The sequence below is a fragment of the Bacillus sp. FJAT-29790 genome (assembly GCF_019039215.1).
Classification (GTDB): domain Bacteria; phylum Bacillota; class Bacilli; order Bacillales; family Cytobacillaceae; genus Cytobacillus.
On record NZ_JAHNZZ010000004.1, the window covers coordinates 46,465 to 69,478 of the forward strand.

General features: G+C 42.3%; 18 protein-coding genes. 15 read left to right on the forward strand and 3 right to left on the reverse strand.

Annotated features, from left to right (window positions below):
• Positions 1-139 precede the first annotated feature (139 nt).
• Complete coding sequence (locus tag BGM26_RS18950) at positions 140-646, forward strand: YwgA family protein (RefSeq protein ID WP_217041843.1); 507 nt, start codon at positions 140-142, stop codon at positions 644-646.
• Between the two features lie 50 nt (positions 647-696).
• Here the strand turns inward: BGM26_RS18950 and BGM26_RS18955 are convergent, their stop codons facing one another.
• A complete protein-coding gene (locus BGM26_RS18955) occupies positions 697-882 on the reverse strand; it encodes a 2-hydroxymuconate tautomerase (RefSeq protein WP_217041844.1) in 186 nt (61 codons plus the stop codon).
• A 584-nt stretch (positions 883-1,466) separates the two neighbouring features.
• Between BGM26_RS18955 and BGM26_RS18960 the strand changes: the two genes are divergently transcribed.
• Positions 1,467-2,123 carry a site-2 protease family protein gene (locus tag BGM26_RS18960; protein WP_217041845.1) on the forward strand — a complete coding sequence of 219 codons (657 nt, stop codon included), beginning with the start codon at positions 1,467-1,469 and terminating at the stop codon, positions 2,121-2,123.
• Positions 2,124-2,410: 287 nt separating this feature from the next.
• Positions 2,411-2,923: a YwhD family protein gene (locus BGM26_RS18965; RefSeq protein WP_217041846.1), complete on the forward strand. Its 513-nt coding sequence runs from the start codon at positions 2,411-2,413 to the stop codon at positions 2,921-2,923.
• Between the two features lie 293 nt (positions 2,924-3,216).
• Here BGM26_RS18965 and BGM26_RS18970 read toward each other — a convergent pair whose 3' ends face one another.
• Positions 3,217-5,283 (reverse strand): transglycosylase domain-containing protein, encoded by a 2,067-nt coding sequence (locus tag BGM26_RS18970; protein WP_217041847.1) that lies wholly within the window; start codon positions 5,281-5,283, stop codon positions 3,217-3,219.
• 229 nt (positions 5,284-5,512) lie between these two features.
• On the opposite strand from BGM26_RS18970, the gene speE reads away from it, so the two are divergent.
• From speE to BGM26_RS18995, 5 genes are all read left to right on the forward strand, one after another.
• On the forward strand, positions 5,513-6,340 hold the full coding sequence (speE, locus tag BGM26_RS18975) for a spermidine synthase (protein WP_217041848.1): 828 nt from the start codon (positions 5,513-5,515) through the stop codon (positions 6,338-6,340).
• 148 nt (positions 6,341-6,488) lie between these two features.
• Complete coding sequence (speB, locus tag BGM26_RS18980; protein ID WP_217041849.1) at positions 6,489-7,361, forward strand: agmatinase; 873 nt, start codon at positions 6,489-6,491, stop codon at positions 7,359-7,361.
• 198 nt (positions 7,362-7,559) lie between these two features.
• On the forward strand, positions 7,560-8,006 hold the full coding sequence (locus BGM26_RS18985) for a YwiB family protein (RefSeq protein ID WP_217041850.1): 447 nt from the start codon (positions 7,560-7,562) through the stop codon (positions 8,004-8,006).
• Positions 8,003-9,673, forward strand: a complete 1,671-nt coding sequence (gene argS / locus BGM26_RS18990; protein ID WP_217041851.1) for an arginine--tRNA ligase — start codon at positions 8,003-8,005, stop codon at positions 9,671-9,673. The genes BGM26_RS18985 and argS overlap by 4 nt, the downstream gene beginning before the upstream one ends.
• Positions 9,674-9,844: 171 nt before the next feature.
• Positions 9,845-10,024, forward strand: a complete 180-nt coding sequence (locus BGM26_RS18995) for a XapX domain-containing protein (protein ID WP_217041852.1) — start codon at positions 9,845-9,847, stop codon at positions 10,022-10,024.
• Between the two features lie 60 nt (positions 10,025-10,084).
• Here the strand turns inward: BGM26_RS18995 and cls are convergent, their stop codons facing one another.
• A complete protein-coding gene (gene cls / locus BGM26_RS19000) occupies positions 10,085-11,287 on the reverse strand; it encodes a cardiolipin synthase (protein ID WP_367949370.1) in 1,203 nt (400 codons plus the stop codon).
• Positions 11,288-11,536: 249 nt separating this feature from the next.
• On the opposite strand from cls, the gene BGM26_RS19005 reads away from it, so the two are divergent.
• The 7 genes from BGM26_RS19005 to icmF all read left to right on the forward strand — a co-directional run bounded on the left by BGM26_RS19005 (position 11,537) and on the right by icmF (position 22,789).
• Positions 11,537-13,627, forward strand: coding sequence for a (Fe-S)-binding protein (locus BGM26_RS19005; RefSeq protein ID WP_217041853.1), 2,091 nt, complete (start codon positions 11,537-11,539; stop codon positions 13,625-13,627).
• A 322-nt stretch (positions 13,628-13,949) separates the two neighbouring features.
• Complete coding sequence (locus tag BGM26_RS19010) at positions 13,950-15,143, forward strand: acetyl-CoA C-acetyltransferase (RefSeq protein WP_217041854.1); 1,194 nt, start codon at positions 13,950-13,952, stop codon at positions 15,141-15,143.
• Positions 15,144-15,311: 168 nt separating this feature from the next.
• Positions 15,312-16,163, forward strand: coding sequence for a 3-hydroxybutyryl-CoA dehydrogenase (locus BGM26_RS19015; RefSeq protein WP_217041855.1), 852 nt, complete (start codon positions 15,312-15,314; stop codon positions 16,161-16,163).
• Between the two features lie 157 nt (positions 16,164-16,320).
• On the forward strand, positions 16,321-17,451 hold the full coding sequence (locus tag BGM26_RS19020; protein WP_217041856.1) for an acyl-CoA dehydrogenase: 1,131 nt from the start codon (positions 16,321-16,323) through the stop codon (positions 17,449-17,451).
• A 46-nt stretch (positions 17,452-17,497) separates the two neighbouring features.
• Positions 17,498-18,637 carry an acyl-CoA dehydrogenase gene (locus tag BGM26_RS19025; protein ID WP_217041857.1) on the forward strand — a complete coding sequence of 380 codons (1,140 nt, stop codon included), beginning with the start codon at positions 17,498-17,500 and terminating at the stop codon, positions 18,635-18,637.
• 38 nt (positions 18,638-18,675) lie between these two features.
• Positions 18,676-19,320, forward strand: coding sequence for a TetR/AcrR family transcriptional regulator (locus tag BGM26_RS19030; RefSeq protein ID WP_217041858.1), 645 nt, complete (start codon positions 18,676-18,678; stop codon positions 19,318-19,320).
• A gap of 202 nt (positions 19,321-19,522) precedes the next feature.
• Positions 19,523-22,789 carry a fused isobutyryl-CoA mutase/GTPase IcmF gene (gene icmF, locus BGM26_RS19035; protein WP_217041859.1) on the forward strand — a complete coding sequence of 1,089 codons (3,267 nt, stop codon included), beginning with the start codon at positions 19,523-19,525 and terminating at the stop codon, positions 22,787-22,789.
• The last annotated feature ends 225 nt before the right edge of the window (positions 22,790-23,014 follow it).

Genomic DNA, 23,014 nt, shown 5'->3' on the forward strand with positions numbered 1-23,014 from the left:
TCGTCCCTCCCCGTGGAAAGCGAGTGCCCGCAGCGGAAATCAACAGGCAAACTTTGAAGGCTAAAGTCAACAATATATGCAAAAAGAGCCTTTAGTTAAGATGAGAGACGGTATTAAACGGAGTAGGAGATGACGAATCTTGTTAAAAGATCATGCTAAAATTATCCATGCTATTGCGGCTTCAGAGGAAATTGTCGGACGGAAAAAGCTGCAGAAAATGGTTTATATCGCAAAAAAAATTGCCTTTCCTTTTCAGGAGAGATTCCAATTTCATTTTTATGGTCCTTATTCAGAGGAATTAACACTTAGAGTTGAAGAACTATGCAATATGGGCTTTTTAAATGAAGTGAAGGAAAAAAAGGGTGGATACTATCAATACCGCTATACTTTAACGGAAAATGGCAAGGAATTCTTGAGTTTGAATGAAGTTGCCATGCCAAATATAGAAGACTGCCTGACAGATATGAACGACCAAAATGCGAGATTCCTCGAGCTTGTCTCGACCGTCTTGTATTTCGATAACCTGCCGAAAGAAGAAGTGCAGGAAAAGATTTTTACGTTAAAAAGCAAGCAGCGCTATACAGAGGAAGAGGTAGAGACTGCTTATCAGTATATAGAAAGCTTAAGAGAAAAAGCCGGACAGTAAAATGCCCGGCTTTTTCTCAGCCAATATTCCTTTACAAGAAAGGAGTAAGCTTATTCGTCACTCAAACGTTTTCCAGCGATCGCATAATGATTCTTAGACATTTCCTCAATAAAAACCACGATCTTGTCTTTTGAAGCACCTGTTGTTTCATTTACAGCGTCTGTTACCTTTTCAACGAGCGCTCTTTTTTGTTCGTCTGAACGGCCTTCGAGCATTTTGACAGTTACGTATGGCATATTCATTTCCTCCTTCTCTGTATATGTAGTATTTACTATTTTAAGCTAGAGAACTATCTAGCTCCGGACGCCACCGGACAAGGAAGGCTCCGGCAGCATATGCATCGCACGAAGGAAAAGCGATAGCTTTTCCGAGGACGTGGCGATTTTAGTCCTGCGTTCTTTAATAATGGGGCGCCCTACGCTTTTCTTTAGTAGTTTTTCATATTTTTCCGAAAAGTGCAAGCAGTTCTTCCTTTTCACTTTACTGGTGGAATCATGTATACTTTTAGATAAGAAATGACACGACATGAACAAATAAAATATCATGTGCTTGAATTCTATCTTCAACTTTATTCAGCAGAAGTCTCTAAACGAATACAAGTGGCGAGACGAATGCAAACAGGATCCAATTCAGTGGGGGTTAAACCCCGACTGAATAAAGTTAAGCCTCCGGAGGATGCCTCAGATTTTTTAAAGGAGTTTTTCGAGCAAGCTAAGGTAAAAATCTGGGCGCAAATACGCCAAGGCGAATTTGATTAAATCTAAATGAGGGGATTTCATCATCCCGGTGGAATACCTTTTTGAAAAAGGGGTTTTGGTGTTTGGAACAATTTTTGGCCTTTTCATTAAAGGAAATTCCATATGTTGCGATTACGTTAATGATTGCCTTTACGGTTCATGAGTTTTCTCATGCCTTTGTTGCCTATAAATTTGGCGATCCTACGGCTAAGAACCAGGGAAGAATCACTTTAAATCCGATTCAGCATCTCGATCCGATCGGGACGATTCTCATTTTTATCGCTGGATTCGGGTGGGCTCGGCCTGTGCCGGTAAACAGGTTCTTTTTTAAGAATCCGAGATTAGCGGGAATTTCCGTTTCAATTGCAGGCCCGATCAGCAATTTTGTGATGGCGGTTCTAGGGTATTTTATTTGGTATATGCTCATGAGACTAGGCGCTACAGCCGGACTGCCTTCATTTGTACCTGAATTCTTGAATATTTTTATCCATCTGAATCTAGTGTTATTTGTATTTAATCTGCTCCCGCTTCCGCCGCTGGATGGATATCGGATTATTGAGGACTTGGTGCCGAAAAATATGAGACCAAAGCTAACTCAATTTGAGACATATGGCTCCGTCATTTTTCTGATTCTTGTTATTACACCACTTGATCAATACACAATCCGGCCGATTTTTAATACTGTTTTGCCTGTAATCGCAGACGGTTTAAATGCTTTCTTTTATCTATTGTTTTTGTAGGCTGTTTTCGTAAAGTTTGTTGCTTTTATAATGTGATTTTTATTTAATAATCTGAGTTGATTGGAGCGGAGGGCACTTGACTCCAGCGGGAAATAGATGGAAGCGGGAGACCCCGCAGGCGGTAACGCCGAGGAGGCTCCCGTCACTCCCCGCGGAAAGCGAGTGCCCGCAGCGGAAATCAACGGGCAAATTTTGTAGGCTAAAAACAACAAAATATGCGAAAACAACCTTGTAAAATAACTTTAGACGGCAGAACTAATTGAATGAGTGATAGGGAGGAATAAAAAATGGAAGAGAAAAAGAAGAAAAATATTGGTTTCAATATTATTAAGAGTGATCCGACTGACGGGCATGGTGGATTCGGCTCTGGCTCCCTAACCTTGGATAATGTATCTCCGGTCATTATCGATGTAGACGCAGGTGAGGCATCCATTGAAGTTGGGGCTATGCATGCTCGCAGCCCAGTTGAAAAAGGGATCAAATTTTTAAAGAACAAAGAAGAGGTTCCGAACGGAAAGCCTTACTGGCTTATCTGGGTGACGATTGATCGAAAAGAAGATGGGCCATACTATGCGGGTGTGACAGCATGTGAAATGACCGTTGACAGAGAAATCCGCAGAGGCTATAAGTCTTTGCCAGAGCATGTGAACCATATGGATAAGTCGATCAAAAGGAAGATAATTGTTGATCATATGGATGACAAATCGAAAGGGATTCTTTCCAAGTTTTTAATAAATCATGATGCTGGCATGTGGGAACGTTCCTTAGAACAGCTAAAAAATGATTTACAAGTAAATTAGAGGAAAACGCTTATATTTTTGACGAAATTGTGACAGTTTACCGACTTACTTTTCTAACTACTTGCCCAAACTCAATAAAAAAAGTAAACTATTTAACAGTGTGAACACACTATAGAGCTAGGACACGAAAAACCTCGAGGGAATTCCCTCGAGGTTTTTCACTTGTGCCGCCTAGTTGCTCCGGCTGAGTGATCCACATCTTCGCTTTTCCAACGTGTAATGCAAATGCTCCCGAAGGCTTTATTGTCCAGTGCCTGTTGTTACACTTAGTCGGGAATGAAAGATGCTTCGATTCATGGTCCCCAATCAAATATTTTCTTGTACCACGGCTTATGTGGCTCTTTCTGTTTTTTCACAGTATCTTCTTCATGGTAGAGTAAATGGTCTGTACAATATTCGGTTGGCTCCGTACCCGCAGCGAAATATGTGAGCCGCTTGATCGGACAATGATCAGAGGCTAATTTGCCGTTTGCCGGATTGACATAGACGCCTATTGTTCCCTTTGGCGCTTTAAAGTTTTTTACCGGTATTTCTTTATGTGCGTCCTCCATAAAGCGGATCCAAATATTTTTCGCGTATGATTTGTCCGCAATTAAATGGATCGTCTTTCCTTTATCATATCCAGTCCAAACGGCTGATACGAGTTGAGGAGAAAAGCCGATCATCCAGCTGTCCGTTTCAGTTGAGCCTGATTTTCCTGCATATGAGCGAGTCATGTCATTGATGACTGTGCTACCAGTGACACTTGTGTATCCGTTTAACTTCGGATCAAAAATGCCTGTCATCATTTGTGTCATTACATACGCCAGTTCAGGTCGCAAAATCGGAATGGCTTCTTTGTTTTGTTCGTAAATGATCTCTCCCTTCTGATTTTCAACCCGTTTGATCATGACAGGGGAGACTTTTTTTCCTCCGTTCGCAAACATGCTGTATGCATTTGCCATTTCGATGACTCGGACGCCTGACGTGCCAAGGGCAAGAGAAGGCACTTTTGCCATTTTCGTTTTAATTCCAAACTTTTTAGCTGTGTTAATGAGCGCATCCTCGCCTAAAAACAAATGCGTTTTCACAGCGTAGATATTATCTGAGAGGGCGAGTGCCTGAGCCATCGTTATATCTCCGTTTGCATAATGACTGTTAAAATTTTTGGGCGTATAATTAGGCCTTCCGTCTTCGAAACGAAAGATCGTCGGTTCGCTGCGCATACTTGTGGAAGGAGTAAATCCTTGCTCTAAAGCAGCGTAATAGAGCAGTGGTTTCATTGTTGACCCAGGCTGGCGAACCGCTTGAACCGACCGATTAAATGGACTTTCTTCGTAATTTCTTCCCCCGACCATTGCTTTCACGTACCCGTTTTTAGGATTCATTGCTACAAAACCAACTTGTATCTCTGATTCTTTTGAGATCAATTTTCCTACGGTTTGTTCGGCGATTTCTTGCTGCTTCAGATCGAGAGTGGTATATACTTTTAATCCGCCCAATTCAATCGTTCGGTCGTCTAAGTTCAGCTCCGTTTTTAAAGCGTGCCGCATCGCATCTTGAAAATATGGAGCTGTTTTCGACTTTGTATGGAGATGTTTGCCAATGATGACTAACGGCTCATTCAGGGCAGCCTCCATCTCTTTTTTGTGGATATAGCCGTTTTCGACCATCGTCCGCAAAATAATTTTCTGCCGTCCCTCTGCATTTTTAAGTGAAACCAATGGGGAATAAATGCCGACTCCCTTCGGAATACCAGCCAGCATCGATGCTTCTCCCAGGGTTAATTCTTTTGCATTTTTGCCAAAATAGAACTGGCTCGCCGCTTGTGCCCCATAGGCGCCCTGTCCGTAATAAATGGTATTTAAATAGCCCTCTAAAATCTCTTTTTTCGAATAATTCATTTCTAGACGAATCGTATAAAAGGCTTCTAGTAATTTGCGCTTCCATGTCTTCTCATGTTCTAGGAATAGATTTCGTGCGTATTGCTGGGTGATAGTACTTGCTCCTTGAACCTTCGCCATCGCTTTTATGTCTGCAAGTATGGCGCCTGCAATTCTCTTATAATCAAAGCCATTATGTGTATAGAAATTTTTATCTTCAATGGAAATGGTAGCATTCACGAGATCGGGGCTAATTTCGCTAAGATCCACCCAGTACCGTTTTTGTCCATTATTACTCTCACCGATAACCGTTCCGTCATCTGCGTAAAATAAAGTTGATTGCGAGACAGCTAGCGGCGGCGGTCCAAGGATCTTTGCATAGAGCAAAATACCGGCACCAATAAGCACGGCTAACGCGAGTCCAATTAGGCTCATAATGAATAATGCCCGTAAATACTTCCCAGCTTTTCGAAAACGCTGATTTGTCATAATCTCCATTCGAATCACTCGCCGCCTTTCTGGTAAAAATTGCACCTACCCTTAGTATTGAAAAAACAGCGGTGTTTTAAACATTTTTATCTAGCAAAAAGCAAGTTTTTCTTGCAATTTTGCTAGATTCATCTATACTTTTTCTCATGTTTGTAATTAAGTAGTTGGGGAAATATAAAAAAGGCTTCTTAATTTTGCAATAATTGAACGTTTTTTTAATGAAAGGGATGATTAATTAATGGGACTTTGGTTTACTGAAAAACAGACTGAGAATTTTGGAATTACGATGAAAGTGAAACGTACTTTACATACAGAGCAGACAGATTTTCAAATGCTAGAAATGGTTGAAACGGAAGAATGGGGAAATATGCTTTTATTAGATGGCATGGTGATGACCTCTGTAAAGGATGAGTTTGTTTATCATGAAATGGTGGCACATGTGCCGTTATTTACGCATCCTAACCCGGAAAATGTCCTTGTCGTAGGCGGCGGTGATGGCGGTGTGATCCGTGAAGTTCTTAAACATCCAAGCGTGAAGAAAGCGACGCTCGTTGATATTGATGGGAAAGTAATCGAGTATTCTAAACAGTATCTCCCGGAAATCGCTGGCATGCTAGACGACGCACGCGTTGATGTGCAGGTGGGCGATGGCTTTATGCATATTGCCGAAAGTGAAAACGAATATGATGTAATCATGGTTGACTCTACTGAACCAGTTGGCCCTGCCGTAAATCTGTTTTCGAAAGGGTTTTATGCGGGAATTTCCAAAGCGTTGAAAGAAGACGGTATTTTCGTGGCTCAATCGGACAACCCGTGGTTTAAGGCAGACTTAATCCGTAACGTTCAAAAAGACGTAAAGGAAATTTTCCCGATCACTCGTCTATACGTTGCGAACATTCCTACTTACCCAAGCGGCATGTGGGCATTCACACTTGGATCGAAAAAGTACGACCCGTTAGAAGTAAGTGAAGAGCGTTTCCATGAAATCGAGACGAAATATTATACAAAAGAACTTCATAAGGCAGCATTTGTATTGCCGAAATTTGTTCAGGATTTAGTGAAGTAATTCGGCCGCAAACTTCGATTGGCTGATAAAACCGGTAAAGTGGCTGATAAATCGAAAATTTGGCTGATAAAACAGGTAAACTGGCTGATAAATTAATAAAATTGGCTGATAAAATGTTTTTAAGATTAAAAAGCGAGGGATGACAGTGGTGCGTTTTGATGAAGCATACTCTGGCAATGTTTTTATAAAAAGCCATCCGAATTACGAAGAAAGTGAAGCAGTTATCTACGGCATGCCGATGGATTGGACGGTCAGCTATCGTCCGGGCTCCCGTTTTGGCCCTGCTCGCATTCGAGAAGTGTCGGTCGGGCTAGAAGAGTATAGTGCCTATTTAGACCGGGAATTAGAAGAAGTGAAGTACTATGATGCGGGGGATATTCCGCTTCCGTTCGGGAATGCACAAAAAAGCCTTGATCTGATTGAGGAATTTATCGATAAGCTTTTAGCCGAGGATAAATTCCCTTTAGGGATGGGCGGAGAGCATTTAGTTTCTTGGCCTGTTATTAAGGCGATGTATAAAAAATACCCTGATCTTGCGGTGATCCATATGGATGCCCACACAGATTTACGTGAAAATTACGAGGGGGAGCCATTGTCCCATTCAACTCCGATCCGCAAAGCAGCTGGATTAATTGGACCTGCGAACATTTTTTCATTCGGGATCCGTTCCGGTATGAAGGAGGAATTTCAATGGGCAAAGGAAGTTGGACTTCATATTTCGAAATTTGAAGTGCTAGAACCATTGAAAGAAATTCTACCGAAACTAGCTGGGCGCCCTGTCTATGTCACAATTGATATCGATGTGCTCGATCCTGCACACGCACCGGGAACGGGAACGGTTGACGCTGGGGGCATTACATCAAAAGAGCTTTTAGCTTCTATCCATGAAATCGCCCATTCGGACGTGAAAGTAGTTGGCGCGGACCTCGTAGAAGTAGCGCCGATTTATGACCCATCCGAGCAAACAGCCAACACAGCAAGCAAACTCATCCGCGAAATGATCCTCGGCTGGGTTAAATAAAAAATGACGGAGACTAGGTCTCCGTCATTTTTGGTGAAGTATAAAGTTTCCAGGGAATTAAGGTTAGGAACTAGAATAACTCGCTGATTTCCTCCAATCATGCTTCTGGCTCCGACGTCTATAAATATGCGAAGCGTTTTCCGAGGTGACAGGCACCAATTTTTTGCATTATAATGAAATAAAAAGGATGTGTTCCGGTTGTCTATTCGTTCAGGGGAACAAGTCCCTGTGAAGATAAAGGTGAAAACGGACATTCGCGATGGAAGTAACAAAGATACTTTTGAATTGACTGCGTTTGGCCGATACTATATTAAAGAGAATGCCCGCTTTCTTCAGTATGATGAGGTCGTGGAAGAGGGGACCGCAAAAACCATCATTAAAATGTCTGATCAAGAAGGTCTAATTTTACGAAGTGGAGCTGTTAGAATGAAGCTTCCTTTTAAAATGAACAAAAAGCTTAAAGGAACGTATCATACGCCATATGGTGTGTTTGATATGGATACCTTGACGAAGAGGCTGGATCACCAATTTGATGAACAAACGGGATTTGGGTCGATTGACTTATTATATGAATTAAAGATGCAAGGTGCGCAATCAGGTACATATCACTTAGCAATAACGTTTGAGGAGGAGGAAGAGTTATGAATATTGTCGAGCAAATTCAAAGTAAATTGAAACAGGAAATTAAAGATGCTGTCCTTAAAGCAGATTTAGCAGCAGAAGATCAAATTCCTGATGTTATTCTGGAAATTCCAAAGGAAAAGGCGCATGGAGATTATTCCACGAACATGGCTATGCAGCTTGCCCGAGTTGCCAAAAAGGCGCCGAAAATGATCGCGGAAGAATTGGTCGCGAATATTAACCAATCCAAAGCCTCCATTGAGAAAATTGAAATTGCAGGTCCTGGATTTATCAATTTTTATTTGGATAATCGTTATTTGACGAGTCTAATTCCGACGATTCTTGAAGCAGGAGCCGGGTACGGGGAAACAACAACCGGGGGCGGCCAGAAAGTTCAGGTTGAGTTTGTATCTGCGAACCCAACAGGCGATCTCCACCTAGGGCATGCCCGCGGTGCAGCGGTTGGGGATTCCTTATGTAATATTCTTGCGAAAGCGGGATATGATGTTTCCCGCGAATATTATATCAACGATGCCGGCAATCAAATTAATAATCTCGCCACTTCCGTCGAAGCCCGTTATTTCCAAGCTTTAGGGATGGAAAAAGAAATGCCTGTAGACGGCTATCATGGGGAAGATATTATTGGAATCGGCAAAAAACTTGCTGATGAATTCGGGGACAAATATGTCAACGTAGATGAAAAAGAGCGTTTCGACTTCTTCCGCGAATACGGATTAAAGGTCGAAATGGCGAAGTTAAAAGCCGACCTTGAAGATTTCCGTGTGCCATTTGATGTTTGGTACTCAGAAACGTCTCTTTACGAAAACGGCAAAATTGATCCAGCATTAAAGAAGCTGAAAGACAATGGCCACATCTATGAAGAAGACGGTGCTACATGGTTCCGTTCCACAACATTTGGTGATGACAAAGACCGTGTGCTCATTAAAAACGATGGTTCTTATACGTACTTAGCACCAGATATTGCATACCATAAGGACAAGCTTGAACGCGGCTTTGAAAAGCTGATTAATATTTGGGGAGCAGACCATCATGGCTATATCCCGCGTATGAAAGCAGCGATTCAGGCACTTGGCTATGACCGCGAAGCACTTGAAGTAGAGATTATCCAGCTTGTTCATTTATATAAAAACGGCGAAAAAATGAAGATGAGCAAACGGACAGGGAAAGCTGTGACGATGCGTGACCTTGTCGAAGAAGTAGGACTTGATGCGGTTCGGTATTTCTTTGCGATGAGAAGTGCTGACACGCATATGGACTTTGATTTGGATTTAGCCGTTTCGGAGTCAAACGAAAACCCTGTCTACTATGCCCAATATGCCCATGCGCGTATTTCAAGCATCCTTCGTCAAGGTGAAGAGCAGGGGATGACTGTTGAAAGCAACGCGGATTTCTCATTAATCAATGCTGAGAAAGAAATAGACGTCCTGAAAAAACTGGGCGAATTCCCGCAAGCAGTAGGAGAAGCTGCTGGGAAACGGATGCCGCACCGCATTACTAATTATATTTTCGAATTGGCATCTGTCTTCCACAGCTTCTATAATGCTGAAAAGGTATTAGATACAGAAAATCCAGAACGAACAAAAGCACGGTTAGCATTAATTAAAGCAGTTCAAACCACATTGAAAAATGCACTCGCTTTAATCGGAGTTTCTGCGCCGGAAAAAATGTAATACATGATGAGGCTGACTCTTATCGGAGTACCTCCCTTAAAGGGGGAGTAAATTCCGTTATTGAGTCAGCCTTCTTTCATTTTTTTGTTGGAATTGGGGAAGCTAACTTCATGTATTTTCACGTTTAATGAAACTGGCATACAATAAGGGATTTATATAAAGGAGGATACCATGAAAATTGTTATTTTATCGATCTTCACAGGCTTTCTGGTCGGTTTCATATTTGCGTTTTTGAAGCTGCCAATCCCAGCCCCGCCAGCATTTGCAGGAATCATGGGGATTGTCGGCATCTATCTCGGCTTTAAAGCGTTTGAAATGATCACACCGTGGTTGCAAAATATAGTGAAATAATAATAAAAAGCGGCCAACAGCCGCTTTTTATTATTATTTAGGTTCAATTCGAATATTGATTTACAGAAAGATAGCAACCGATCGAGCTACTAATTCCTTCAATACCCGAAAAGGATTCAGACGGTTTAACTCTTGTAACGTTAATTGCTTTGATTCGTGAATATCTGTTTCAATCACCTTGAGCACTTTATGAGTGAATGCTTGGTCATAAATATAACAGTTAATTTCATAATTGAGAAAAAGGCTTCGTTTATCGAAGTTTGCGGTCCCAATATCGCATATGTCATCATCGATGATGATCGTTTTAGCATGGTAGAAACCATTTAGAAATTCATACACATTTGCCCCTTGCTTTAACAGTTTCCTTAAATAGCGGAAGGATGCTTCCTTTACAAGGATATGGTCCGTTTTAAATGGAACAAGAAGGGTCAGAGTGACGCCCCTTGCCTGCGCAGCGGATAAATCATTAAGTAATCTTTTGCTCGGAATAAAATAAGGCGTTCCAATGATAATTCTCGTTTTGGCATTTCGAATAAGAGTGGAAAAAGTATCTTCTAAAAACGGCCCTTTAGAGGGAATGATCTTATGCTGGATACCGCCTTTAGGCTGTACGGGAAAATAAATTTCATTCATTAATAAATCCAGTTTCGTCGCTTCATGCCAATCAGTTAGGAATTCTTTTTGTAAATCCTCGACACCTTCGCCAATTATTTTCAGATGATAGTCTCGCCATGGGCTTAATTTAGGATCTAAATTAATATACTCCTTGGCAATATTGAATCCTCCAATATAGCCAATCTTTCCGTCAATGATCGTGATTTTGCGATGATTTCTAACTTGAGAGGAGTAAAAGAGAAACGGGAGCCGGGGAGGATTGGCAAATGCAAATTGAACTCCATGACTCCTAAGCGATTTGATCGTCTTTTTTTTAATAAGAAAGCTCCCGATCCAGTCAAGAAGGAGACGGACTTCGACTCCTTTACTTGCTTTATCCTTCAATATGGACAAGAACTCCTTACTTATTTTGTCATTTTTTACAATGTAAAATAAAATGTGGATATGGTGCTCCGCCTTTTTTAACTCGGAAAATAAGTCAGTAAATAAATCGGGCCCTTCGGAAAAGACATCAATGCTGCTTTCTCGAATAGAGTCGTTCTCACGTTTCACTTTTTTTAATTGTTTCTTCTTCCCGAGGATAAAATCAAGCGTTAACCATAGAGTGATAAGCAATATAATGGTCGCTATTGTCATGATAATTGTCAATGCTATTGGCTCCCCGAAATCGTTTTTCGTTAGTATTTCCTGGATGGATATTTCTATAAGGAATTATGTCGAAAAATTAAAAACAGAAAAGTATTAAAATTGATTTGACTGAATGCTCATTCATTATATAATAGAGATAAGTATAAATATCTGAAAATTCCGTTGTATAAAAATTTTCAATGAAATGGTGAGCGGGTGTTCAACCTATTTGATACCTGAATAATATGTATGAAAGGAGCACTAAACCTCATGACCCCATTATTATGGATTAACTTAATCGCATTTCTCGTTGTAACCGTTTACGCTGTTAGTCTGTTTATTTACGTGATTAAAACAAGAATTGAATATATCAGACTCGGTAAAAAGGTAGAATTCGATAATAATGTGAAAGAACGGCTCGGGAAAATTTGGGTCAATGTTTTTGGACAGAAAAAGCTTTTAAAAGATAAGAAAAGCGGAATCATTCATGTCCTGTTTTTCTACGGTTTCATTCTTGTTCAGTTCGGTGCGATTGATTTTATTATTAAGGGAATAAAGCCAGGTGCACACTTGCCGCTAGGCCCATTATACCCAGGTTTCACGTTTTTTCAGGAGCTCGTGACACTGACAATTTTAGTGGCTGTCATCTGGGCATTCCATCGCCGGTATGTTGAAAAGCTCGTAAGGTTAAAAAGAGGCTTTAAGTCAGGTCTTGTTCTCATTTTCATCGGCGGATTAATGCTGTCTGTTCTGCTCGGAAATGGTATGAGCATGATTTGGCATGGCCATGAAGGGGCATGGACGGAGCCAGTTGCTTCTCTTATTGCGGGTGCTCTCTCGTGGATGGGCGAAACGGCCTCAATCGTTGTCTTCTATTTTTCCTGGTGGATTCATTTATTATTCCTGCTGGCCTTCCTTGTATATGTCCCGCAATCTAAGCACGCACACTTAATTGCCGGGCCAGCAAACGTTTATTTCAACCGTCTTGAAAACCCAGGGAAATTAACGAAAATCGACTTTGAAGATGAGACACAGGAAGCCTTTGGCGTCGGAAAAATTGAGGATTTCAGCCAGCATCAAATGATTGATTTCTATGCATGTGTGGAATGTGGACGCTGTACGAATATGTGCCCGGCTACAGGAACAGGTAAGATGCTCTCACCAATGGATTTAATCTTAAAGCTTCGCGATCATTTAACAAACCATGGGGCAGCTGTCACATCGAAGCAGCCATGGGTACCGACTTTCGCATTTTCACATACAAGAGGTAATCAGATTGCTCTATCTGCTGCCGGCAAAGCAGCAGAAGAAGTGGCTGCTGGTTTTGCCTATAGTCCGAGCTTAATCGGCGATGTCATTACGGAAGAAGAAATTTGGGCGTGTACGACATGCCGGAATTGTGAAGATCAATGTCCAGTTATGAATGAACATGTGGATAAAATTATTGATCTTCGCCGTTATCTTGTTTTGACAGAAGGAAAAATGGATGCAGATGCACAGCGCGCGATGACGAATATCGAACGCCAGGGCAATCCATGGGGACTAAATCGTAAGGAGCGTGAGGACTGGAGAGAAGCACGTGAGGATGTTCATGTACCGACCGTGAAGGAAATGAAAAAAGCTGGTGAAGAATTTGAATATCTTTTCTGGGTCGGCTCCATGGGTTCTTATGATAACCGCAGCCAGAAAATTGCCCTTTCTTTTGCAAAACTATTAAACGAAGCGGGCGTGAAGTTTGCCATTCTTGGTAATAAAGAAAAGAACTCCGGTGATACACCAAGACGCCTTGGAAATGAGTTTCTTTTTCAGGAGCTTGCTACGAAAAATATTGAAGAATTCGAGAAAAATGAAGTAAAGAAAATCGTTACGATTGATCCGCATGCCTATAACATTTTTAAAAATGAATATCCGGACTTCGGGTTAGAGGCAGAGGTGTACCACCATACAGAGATTTTGGCTCAGCTTGTCGAGGAAGGTAAGCTTAAGCCACAGCATGATGTAAACGAAACAATTACATTCCATGATTCTTGTTATTTAGGGCGCTACAACGAAGTGTATGATCCGCCGCGTGAAATCTTAAAAGCTATTCCTGGTGTTAAGCTTGTGGAAATGGAGAGAAGCCGTGAAACAGGCATGTGCTGTGGAGCAGGTGGGGGCTTAATGTGGATGGAAGAAGAAACCGGCCATCGCATCAATGTATCCCGGACGGAACAAGCTTTAGCAGTCAATCCATCAGTGATCAGCTCCGGCTGTCCATACTGCTTAACAATGCTTTCCGATGGAACGAAAGCAAAAGAAGTGGAAGAAACCGTTCACACTTATGATGTCGCTGAAATTCTGGAAAAGGCGATTTTCGGTTAGTTCTAAAACTTTAGGCTTTGTTGTTGATAAATGGATATTAGCGTGGCGATTTTGCTTAGCCAACAGGAGGGACATGGGGACAGGTACAATGTCCCTCGCTGATATTTTACTAAATTAATGGATAATCCACGATTTTGCCGAAAAGTTATACTTTTGGGGATGGAGATTCCTCCTTATTTCAGAAGATCTCCTTTCTCCTTCCTTATGTCTCGAGCGAGCGTTCAGTCAACTGCTACACAATCAGCTACTTTAAAACAGATATTTTTTCGGAATCAATATTTGGATAATTTCTAATTAATAAACTTTAAGGGGAGCGATTCTTATGGGGAAAACGGTCATTTTAGGCGGGGCAAGAACACCTTTTGGAAAATTCGCGGGCGGATTAAGCAGTTTTTCTGCATCTGATCTTGGAGGTTTTGCGGTAAAAGAGGCTTTAAATCGTGCAGGGATCAAACCCGAGGAAGTAGATGAGGTGATTCTTGGAACTGTCCTTCAGGGGGGACAGGGTCAAATCCCTTCCCGCCAAGCAGCGAGAAAAGCTGGCTTGCCTTGGGATATTAAAACGGAAACAGTCAATAAAGTGTGTGCCTCAGGGATGCGCAGTCTCACATTAGGCGATCAGATCATCCGTGCAGGTGATGAGGAAGTAATTGTAGCAGGCGGCATGGAGTCGATGAGCAATGCACCATATATTTTGCCAACGGCGCGCTGGGGTTTCAGAATGGGCGACGCTGACGTAAAAGATTTAATGACATATGATGGCCTAAGCTGCAGCTTTACTGGTGTTCATATGGGCACCTATGGAAATGAGACAGCGAAGGAATTAGAGATTAGCAGAGAAGAGCAGGATCGATGGGCGCTTAGAAGTCATGAGCTTACGACTGTAGCAATGGAAACAAGCAAACTGGCAGAGGAAATCGTTCCGGTAGTGGTTCCGCAAAGAAAAGGGGATCCAATTATTATCGCTAAAGATGAGTCACCACGTAGGGATACTACATTAGAAAAACTCGCCAAGCTACGTCCTGTGTTTGGCGCAGATGGCACGATTACAGCAGGAAATGCGCCTGGAGTCAACGATGGTGCAGCCGCATTAGTTCTAATGAGTGAGGAACGAGCCGTCCGTGAAGGGAGAAATCCAGAAGCGTTCATTTTAGGCCACGCAGCGATTGCGATCGAAGCGAAGGACTTTCCAAAAACACCAGGCCTTGTCATCAATGAACTACTGAGAAAGACAGGAAAATCCGTTGATGAAATTGACCTATTTGAAATTAACGAAGCATTCGCGGCAGTTGCTTTAGCTAGTAATAAGATTGCTCATCTGGATGAAAATAAAGTCAATGTAAATGGGGGTGCCGTCGCACTTGGACATCCAATTGGAGCAAGCGGTGCGAGGATTATTTTGACATTAATGTATGAACTAAAGCGCAGAGGCGGCGGAATCGGAATTGCGGCAATTTGCAGCGGCGGGGGCCAAGGCGATGCCATTATGATCGAAGTACCGAAAAGTTCAAATTAAGAGCGATATCCATAAATATGGAGTCAGAATTTCATTTAACGGCCAAAAGTGGCAGTTTATCGGCCAAATAAATCAGTTTATCGGCCAATTTCACACTTTTATCGGCCAATATTGAATGATCCGCCAAGCTAGTAGGAGAAATGGAAATTTGGATCGGGGGAATCGAAAATGAATGTTAAAAAAATTATGGTAATCGGAGCAGGCCAGATGGGCTCCGGGATCGCACAAGTATGTGCACAAGCAGGGTACAGCGTATTATTAAATGATCTCAAGCAGGAGTTTGTTCAGCGCGGACTTAGTGTTATTAAAAAAAATCTCTCCCGTCAAGTGGAAAAAGAGCGGATGACGCCTCAGCAAATGGAGGAGGTAATGAGCAATTTAACCACGTCCACAGATTTAAATGATGCAAAATCGGTTGATTTGATCATTGAAGCGGCAGTCGAAAATATGGAAATTAAAACGAAGATATTCAGCCAGCTAGATGAAATTGCCCAAGAGCATACCATACTGGCAAGTAATACATCATCCCTGCCAATCACAGAAATTGCTGCTGCTACAAAGCGACCTGAAAAAGTAATTGGCATGCATTTTATGAACCCGGTACCGGTTATGAAACTAGTTGAAATTATCCGCGGTCTTGCTACAACTGATGAAGTTTACGAAACGATAGAAGAGATAACGAAGACCTTGAAGAAGGTTCCCGTAGAAGTAAATGACTTCCCTGGTTTTGTGTCAAATAGGGTGCTAATGCCAATGATTAATGAAGCGGTTTTTACCTTATATGAAGGGGTTGCCTCCAAAGAAGCGATTGATGAAGTCATGAAGCTTGGAATGAATCATCCTATGGGGCCGCTAACGTTGGCGGACTTTATTGGTCTTGACACTTGCCTTTATATTATGGAAACGCTTCATGAAGGATTCGGTGATGATAAATACCGCCCATGTCCCCTTTTAAGAAAATATGTGAAGGCAGGCTGGTTAGGAAGAAAATCAGGCAGAGGCTTTTACGAATACAATTAATCGATTTTCGAAAGAATCCGAATGTATTGAGTGCAACCGCTTTGTCACTGCTTGCTTTAGTTTTAGTGGTAATAACCTTTTTCGAGACGTTGATCGTAATGCTAAACAAGCAAAAATTCACAAAAAACAACCTAGAGAATGCTAGGAGGAGAAGGGTATGAACCTGAGATTCACGGAAGAGCAGGATATGATGAGAAAAATGGTCCGGGATTTTGCACAAACGGAAATTGCGCCCTTTGTTGAAAAAATGGAGCAGGGAGTGTTTCCACGTGAGATATTGCGCAAAATGGGAGAACTCGGTTTAATGGGGATTCCGATTCCCGAAAAATATGGCGGTTCAGGAATGGATTTTACCTCTTATATTATTGCAATCAATGAGTTATCGAAAGTAAGTGCAACTGTTGGGGTCATTCTATCTGTTCATACATCCGTAGGGACAAACCCAATTCTCTACTTCGGGACAGAAGAACAAAAACAAAAATACATTCCCAAACTAGCTTCGGGGGAGTTTCTTGGTGCGTTTTGCCTGACAGAACCGAGTGCAGGATCAGATGCCGGTAGCTTGAAATCAAAAGCAAAAAAAGATGGGAATCATTACATTATTAACGGCTCGAAAGTGTTTATTACAAACGGGGGCGAGGCTGATGTTTATATTGTTTTTGCTTCGACAAACCCTGAACTTGGCGGCAAAGGAATTTCTGCCTTTATTGTCGAGAAAGATTCGCCAGGTCTTGTCATTGGCAAAGATGAACGCAAAATGGGGCTGCACGGCTCAAGGACATTGCAGATCAGCTTTGAAGATATGAGAATCCCTAAAGAAAATCTCCTAGGTGCGGAAGGAGACGGATTTAAGATTGCGATGGCTAACCTCGAGGTCGGCCGCATTGGAATCGCTGCCCAGGCACTCGGAATTGCGGAAGCCGCACTTGAGGCTGCAACAGCGTATGCAATGGAGCGCATCCAATTTGGTAAACCGATTGCCGCTCAGCAAGGTATCGGCTTTAAGCTTGCTGATATGGCTACAGGCGTCGAAGCTTCCAAACTATTAATCTATCGTGCGGCAGACCTTCGTCAAAGAGGAATTTACTGCGGGAAAGAAGCTTCCATGGCCAAGCTTTTTGCTTCAAAAACAGCAGTAGAGGTGTCAACAGAAGCCATCCAAGTATTCGGGGGCTACGGCTATACAGAAGACTATCCAGTGGAGCGTTACTTCCGCGATGCAAAAATTACTGAGATTTACGAAGGCACCAGTGAAATTCAGCGCATTGTCATAAGCAAGCAGCTCTAAACGGTGCGTCATTGAAATTAATAACCAAATATGGGGGATATCCAAAATGAACTTTCAATTAACCGAAGAGCACGAAATGATCAGAAAAATGGTGCGCGATTTCGCCAAAAATGAAGTGGCCCCGACTGCAGCTGAGCGCGATGAAGAAGAGCGATTTGACCGTGAAATTTTCGATAAAATGGCTGAGCTCGGGCTAACCGGAATTCCTTGGCCTGAAGAGTACGGCGGCATTGGAAGCGATTACCTCGCTTACTGTATTGCAGTGGAGGAACTGTCAAGGGTATGTGCTTCAACAGGTGTGACGCTATCAGCACATACGTCCCTAGCAGGTTGGCCAATTTACAAATTTGGAAGTGAAGAGCAGAAACAAAAATATTTACGGCCAATGGCTGAAGGGAAGAAAATCGGTGGTTACGGTTTAACAGAGCCGGGAAGCGGATCAGATGCTGGAGGAATGAAAACGACAGCTCGTCTTGAAGGGGACCATTATGTATTGAACGGTTCTAAAATTTTTATTACAAATGGCGGAATTGCTGATATTTATGTCGTTTTCGCCCTTACTGATCCTGCTGAAAAACAAAGAGGAACGACGGCGTTCATCGTTGAGGCTGGATTTGAAGGCTTTTCTGTTGGCAAAAAGGAGAAAAAATTAGGGATCCGTTCATCTCCGACAACAGAAATAATGTTTGAAAATTGTAAAGTTCCAAAGGAAAATGTGTTAGGCGAATTGGGCGAAGGTTTCAAAATCGCAATGATGACACTCGATGGCGGCCGCAACGGCATTGCCGCTCAGGCAGTGGGGATTGCTCAAGGGGCATTAGATGCTTCAATTGATTATTCGAAAGAGCGCCACCAATTCGGCAAACCAATTGCTGCCCAGCAAGGGATTGGCTTCAAACTGGCAGATATGGCAACAAGTGTGGAAGCTTCTAGACTATTAACATACCAGGCGGCTTGGCTTGAATCTGCTGGTCTTCCATACGGAAAAGAGTCTGCGATGTCTAAATTAATGGCTGGGGATACAGCAATGAAGGTGACGACAGAGGCTGTACAAATTTTTGGCGGCTACGGTTACACGAAGGATTATCCGGTTGAGCGCTATATGCGTGATGCGAAAATCACCCAGATCTATGAAGGAACACAAGAAATCCAGCGTCTCGTTATTTCTCGGATGCTGACAAAATAAGATTGAACGGTAAGAGATTTAAAAAGGCGGTTGAAAAAATGGAAAAACGTGAAGTCCAGGCTTCTGTTAAAGATGAACGCCTCGTTAAAAAGAGGCGTGACCAAATGATTAAAGGGGCGGTCACCCTCTTTATCCAAAAAGGGTTCCATCGGACAACAACGAGAGAAATCGCGAAGGCGTCTGGTTTTAGTATCGGAACATTATATGAATATATCCGGACAAAGGAGGATGTATTATACCTTGTCTGTGACAGCATCTATGACGAGGTCAGTGATCGTCTCCAAAAGGATCTTGATCTAAGATTAGGGACGCTAGAAAGCTTAAGGCTAGGAATTGCTGATTATTTCCGGGTTGTCAATGAAATGCAGGATGAGGTACTCGTGATGTATCAGGAAGTGAAATCACTCTCAAAGGACGCCCTGCCATATGTGCTGAAGAAAGAAATTGAAATGGTTGGGATGTTTGAACAAATCGTTAATCAATGTGTAGAAAACGGAGAATTAGATTTAACGGAAGAACAAATCAAGATGATTGCTCATAACATCTTTGTACAGGGACAGATGTGGGCCTTCCGCCGCTGGTCCCTGCAAAAGATGTACACAATTGAAGAGTATATAAAGCTGCAAATTGACTTACTATTCGAAGGAATGAAGGGATCTATTCTAACGGGAAAGAGAGTATAAGCTAATTGGAGAACAAGTCGGGCGCATTTCACTTTATTCAGTGGAAGCCTCTAAACGATATAAGTGGGGGTTCAAATCCCGGTTGATTAAAGTTAAGTCTCCGGCGGATGCCTCAGATTTTTTAAAGGAATTTATCGAGCAAGCTAAGGTAAAAATCTGGGCGCAAATACGCCACGGCGAATTTGATTAGAGGAGGAGAAGAATGAGTAATCTAGCAGAATACAAGCCAAAGAATCATATTCGATTTGTGACGGCATCCAGCTTGTTTGATGGTCATGATGCTTCCATAAATATCATGAGAAGAATTATTCAAGCGAGCGGGGCAGAGGTTATTCATCTTGGCCATAACCGCTCAGTGGAAGAAGTCGTTAATGCAGCCATCCAGGAAGATGTGCAGGGAATTGCAATTTCTTCTTATCAAGGAGGGCATGTTGAATATTTTAAGTATATGTATGACTTGCTGAAAGAAAAGGGTGCCTCACATATCCGTATTTATGGAGGCGGCGGAGGGGTAATCATCCCGAGGGAAATAAAAGAGCTTCAGGATTACGGGATAGCAAGAATTTTCTCGCCTGAGGATGGTCGCCAGCACGGGCTGCAGGGCATGATTGAAATGATGATTAAAGAGTGTGATTTCGCCACGTTTACCTCAGAAGCAACCGAGGAAATTGAAAAGCTTCAGGATGGGCACGTGAATGCCATTGCAAAACTAATCACGCTTGCAGAGCACCAGGTCAATGTCGATAAAGAAGCGGCAGCAGCACTTGAATCAGTGATGGAAAAAGTAAAATCCTTGGAAAAATCAGTTCCAGTCCTGGGGATTACTGGTACCGGAGGGGCGGGAAAGAGCTCATTGACAGATGAGCTGATCCGCCGATTTATTAATGAAATACCGGAAAAGAAGGTAGCTATTTTATCGGTAGATCCAACGAAGCAAAAAACAGGTGGCGCCCTTCTAGGTGACCGCATCCGGATGAATGCGATTTTCACACCACGAGTTTATATGAGGAGCTTAGCAACTAGGAAGTCTAAGAGTGAACTTTCACTCGCGATTAAAGATGCGATTTCGGTCGTAAAAGCGGCGGGCTTCGATTTGATCGTAGTAGAAACAAGCGGGATTGGCCAAGGGGATGCTGAAATTACAGAAATTTGCGACGTTTCCATGTATGTAATGACAAGCGAATTTGGCGCACCTACCCAGCTTGAAAAAATCGATATGATCGATTACGCCGATTTAATTGTCATTAATAAATTTGAGCGCAAAGGCTCTGAAGATGCAAAGCGCCAAGTTCAAAAGCAATACCAAAGAAGCCATCTGCTATTTGAAAAAGAATTAAGTGAAATGCCTGTTTATGGAACAATTGCAAGCCAGTTCAATGACCCAGGTACGAATGCGGTATTTGCCGTTCTAATTGAAAAATTGAATCATAAGGCGGGGACAGATTGGCAAACTAATTTTTCAAAGAATGCCGTTGTGGAAAAACAAAATGTCATTATCCCGAATGAGCAGCGCTACTACTTAAGGGAAGTGTCAGAAACGGTTCGCGGCTATCATAAAAAAGCGGAGAAACAGGCTGATCTTGCACGGAAATTGTTCCAGCTTGAAGGAGCGATTCTTGCAGTTAAGGAGCAAGAGGCTAACGAGGAAGTTGTGGCTTCTCTTGAAGCGATTAAAGCAAATACTGAATCCAAGCTTTCGCCTGAAACAAAGAAAATCCTTGAAGGCTGGAACGAATTAAAAGAAAAATATGCAGGCGATCAATTTGTCACGAAAATCCGCGATAAAGAAATTGTGACAGTTTTAAAAACAAAAAGTTTATCTGGCCTAGCGATTCCAAAAGTTGCTCTGCCGAAATATAAGGATTACGGAGAAATTATCCGTTGGGTGTATAGAGAAAATGTTCCCGGTGCGTTTCCATATACGGCAGGGGTTTTCCCGTTTAAGCGTGAGGGAGAAGATCCAAAAAGGCAGTTTGCAGGAGAAGGAACGCCCGAGAGAACAAATCGCCGTTTTCACTACTTATCAAAGGATGACTCAGCAAAGCGGTTAAGTACTGCTTTTGATTCGGTTACACTTTATGGAGAAGATCCTGACTACCGCCCAGATATTTTTGGGAAGGTTGGAGAGAGTGGAGTAAACGTCTGTACTTTGGATGATATGAAAAAGCTCTATGCTGGCTTTGATCTTTGCCATCCATCGACATCTGTATCGATGACGATCAACGGACCTGCACCGATTATTTTAGCGATGTTTATGAATACGGCGATCGCACAGCAAATTGAGGCGAAGGAGCAAGAGCTCGGACGCATTTTAACAGCAACTGAATTTACGGAAGTAAAGGCACGTACTTTACAGACAGTCAGAGGAACCGTTCAGGCTGATATCTTAAAAGAAGATCAAGGCCAAAATACATGTATTTTCTCAACGGAGTTTGCTCTGCGGATGATGGGGGATATTCAGCAGTATTTTATAGATCAAAAGGTCCGTAATTATTACTCTGTTTCCATTTCCGGCTACCATATCGCCGAAGCTGGAGCAAATCCGATTTCACAACTTGCCTTCACACTCTCAAATGGCTTTACATTTGTTGAGTATTATTTGAGCAGAGGGATGGATATTAACGATTTCGCACCGAATTTATCGTTCTTTTTCTCGAACGGGCTTGATCCGGAATATACGGTGCTTGGCCGTGTTGCCCGCCGTATCTGGGCAACGGTGATGAGGGATAAGTATGGGGCTAATGAGCGAAGCCAGAAGCTGAAATATCATGTTCAAACGTCAGGCCGTTCCCTTCATGCCCAGGAAATTGATTTCAACGATATTCGTACGACACTGCAAGCGCTTATGGCACTTCAGGATAACTGTAATTCCCTTCATACGAACGCTTATGATGAAGCGATTACGACTCCGACAGAGGAATCTGTCCGTCGTGCGATGGCGATTCAGATGATCATTACGAAAGAACATGGATTAGCGAAAAACGAAAACCCGCTGCAAGGCGCATTCATAATAGATGAATTAACAGACCTTGTTGAAGAGCACGTCCTGCAGGAATTCGAGCGGATCGATGACCGTGGCGGTGTTCTTGGGGCAATGGAAACGCAATATCAACGCGGAAAAATCCAAGATGAATCGATGTATTATGAAATGAAAAAACATACAGGTGAACTGCCGATCATCGGGGTGAACACATATTTAAATCCAAATCCGCCTTCCGAAGAGGATATGAATAATATGGAGCTGGCAAGGGCAACAACAGAAGAAAAAGAAACGCAAATCAAGAATTTGCGCAGTTTCCAGGATCGCAATAAGGAAAAAACAGAAGATGCGCTCAAACGCTTAAAGGAAACAGCTGTAACAGGCGGAAACATCTTTGCTGCATTAATGGAAACCGTTCAAGTGGCAAGTCTTGGCCAAATCACACATGCGCTTTATGAAGTAGGCGGGCAATATCGCCGTAATATGTAAACCGCTAAAAGGCTTGTAGCATATGCTATAAGCCTTTTTTGAAGGAAAAGGATAACTTTCTTATAGTAGGGATATAAGTCGCATTATCGCTTTTTTTGTCGAGAAATCAAAGTTGATAATATAATAGGTAAAGTTGATAATTAATTAGCAGAAGTTGATAATAAAGGCTGTTTTCTAAATGATTGTTGTTTTTAAATAGGTTTTGTATGACGTTGATTGGAGCGG

Bases quoted from the DNA above. Each gene is read 5' to 3' on its own strand.
- BGM26_RS18955 (WP_217041844.1), bottom strand. From the start codon at position 882: ATGCCATACGTAACTGTCAAAATGCTCGAAGGCCGTTCAGACGAACAA.
- BGM26_RS18965 (WP_217041846.1), top strand. From the start codon at position 2,411: ATGGAAGAGAAAAAGAAGAAAAATATTGGTTTCAATATTATTAAGAGT.
- BGM26_RS18970 (WP_217041847.1), bottom strand. From the start codon at position 5,283: ATGGAGATTATGACAAATCAGCGTTTTCGAAAAGCTGGGAAGTATTTA.
- speE (WP_217041848.1), top strand. From the start codon at position 5,513: ATGGGACTTTGGTTTACTGAAAAACAGACTGAGAATTTTGGAATTACG.
- argS (WP_217041851.1), top strand. From the start codon at position 8,003: ATGAATATTGTCGAGCAAATTCAAAGTAAATTGAAACAGGAAATTAAA.
- BGM26_RS18995 (WP_217041852.1), top strand. From the start codon at position 9,845: ATGAAAATTGTTATTTTATCGATCTTCACAGGCTTTCTGGTCGGTTTC.
- BGM26_RS19005 (WP_217041853.1), top strand. From the start codon at position 11,537: ATGACCCCATTATTATGGATTAACTTAATCGCATTTCTCGTTGTAACC.
- BGM26_RS19010 (WP_217041854.1), top strand. From the start codon at position 13,950: ATGGGGAAAACGGTCATTTTAGGCGGGGCAAGAACACCTTTTGGAAAA.
- BGM26_RS19015 (WP_217041855.1), top strand. From the start codon at position 15,312: ATGAATGTTAAAAAAATTATGGTAATCGGAGCAGGCCAGATGGGCTCC.
- BGM26_RS19020 (WP_217041856.1), top strand. From the start codon at position 16,321: ATGAACCTGAGATTCACGGAAGAGCAGGATATGATGAGAAAAATGGTC.
- BGM26_RS19025 (WP_217041857.1), top strand. From the start codon at position 17,498: ATGAACTTTCAATTAACCGAAGAGCACGAAATGATCAGAAAAATGGTG.
- BGM26_RS19030 (WP_217041858.1), top strand. From the start codon at position 18,676: ATGGAAAAACGTGAAGTCCAGGCTTCTGTTAAAGATGAACGCCTCGTT.
- icmF (WP_217041859.1), top strand. From the start codon at position 19,523: ATGAGTAATCTAGCAGAATACAAGCCAAAGAATCATATTCGATTTGTG.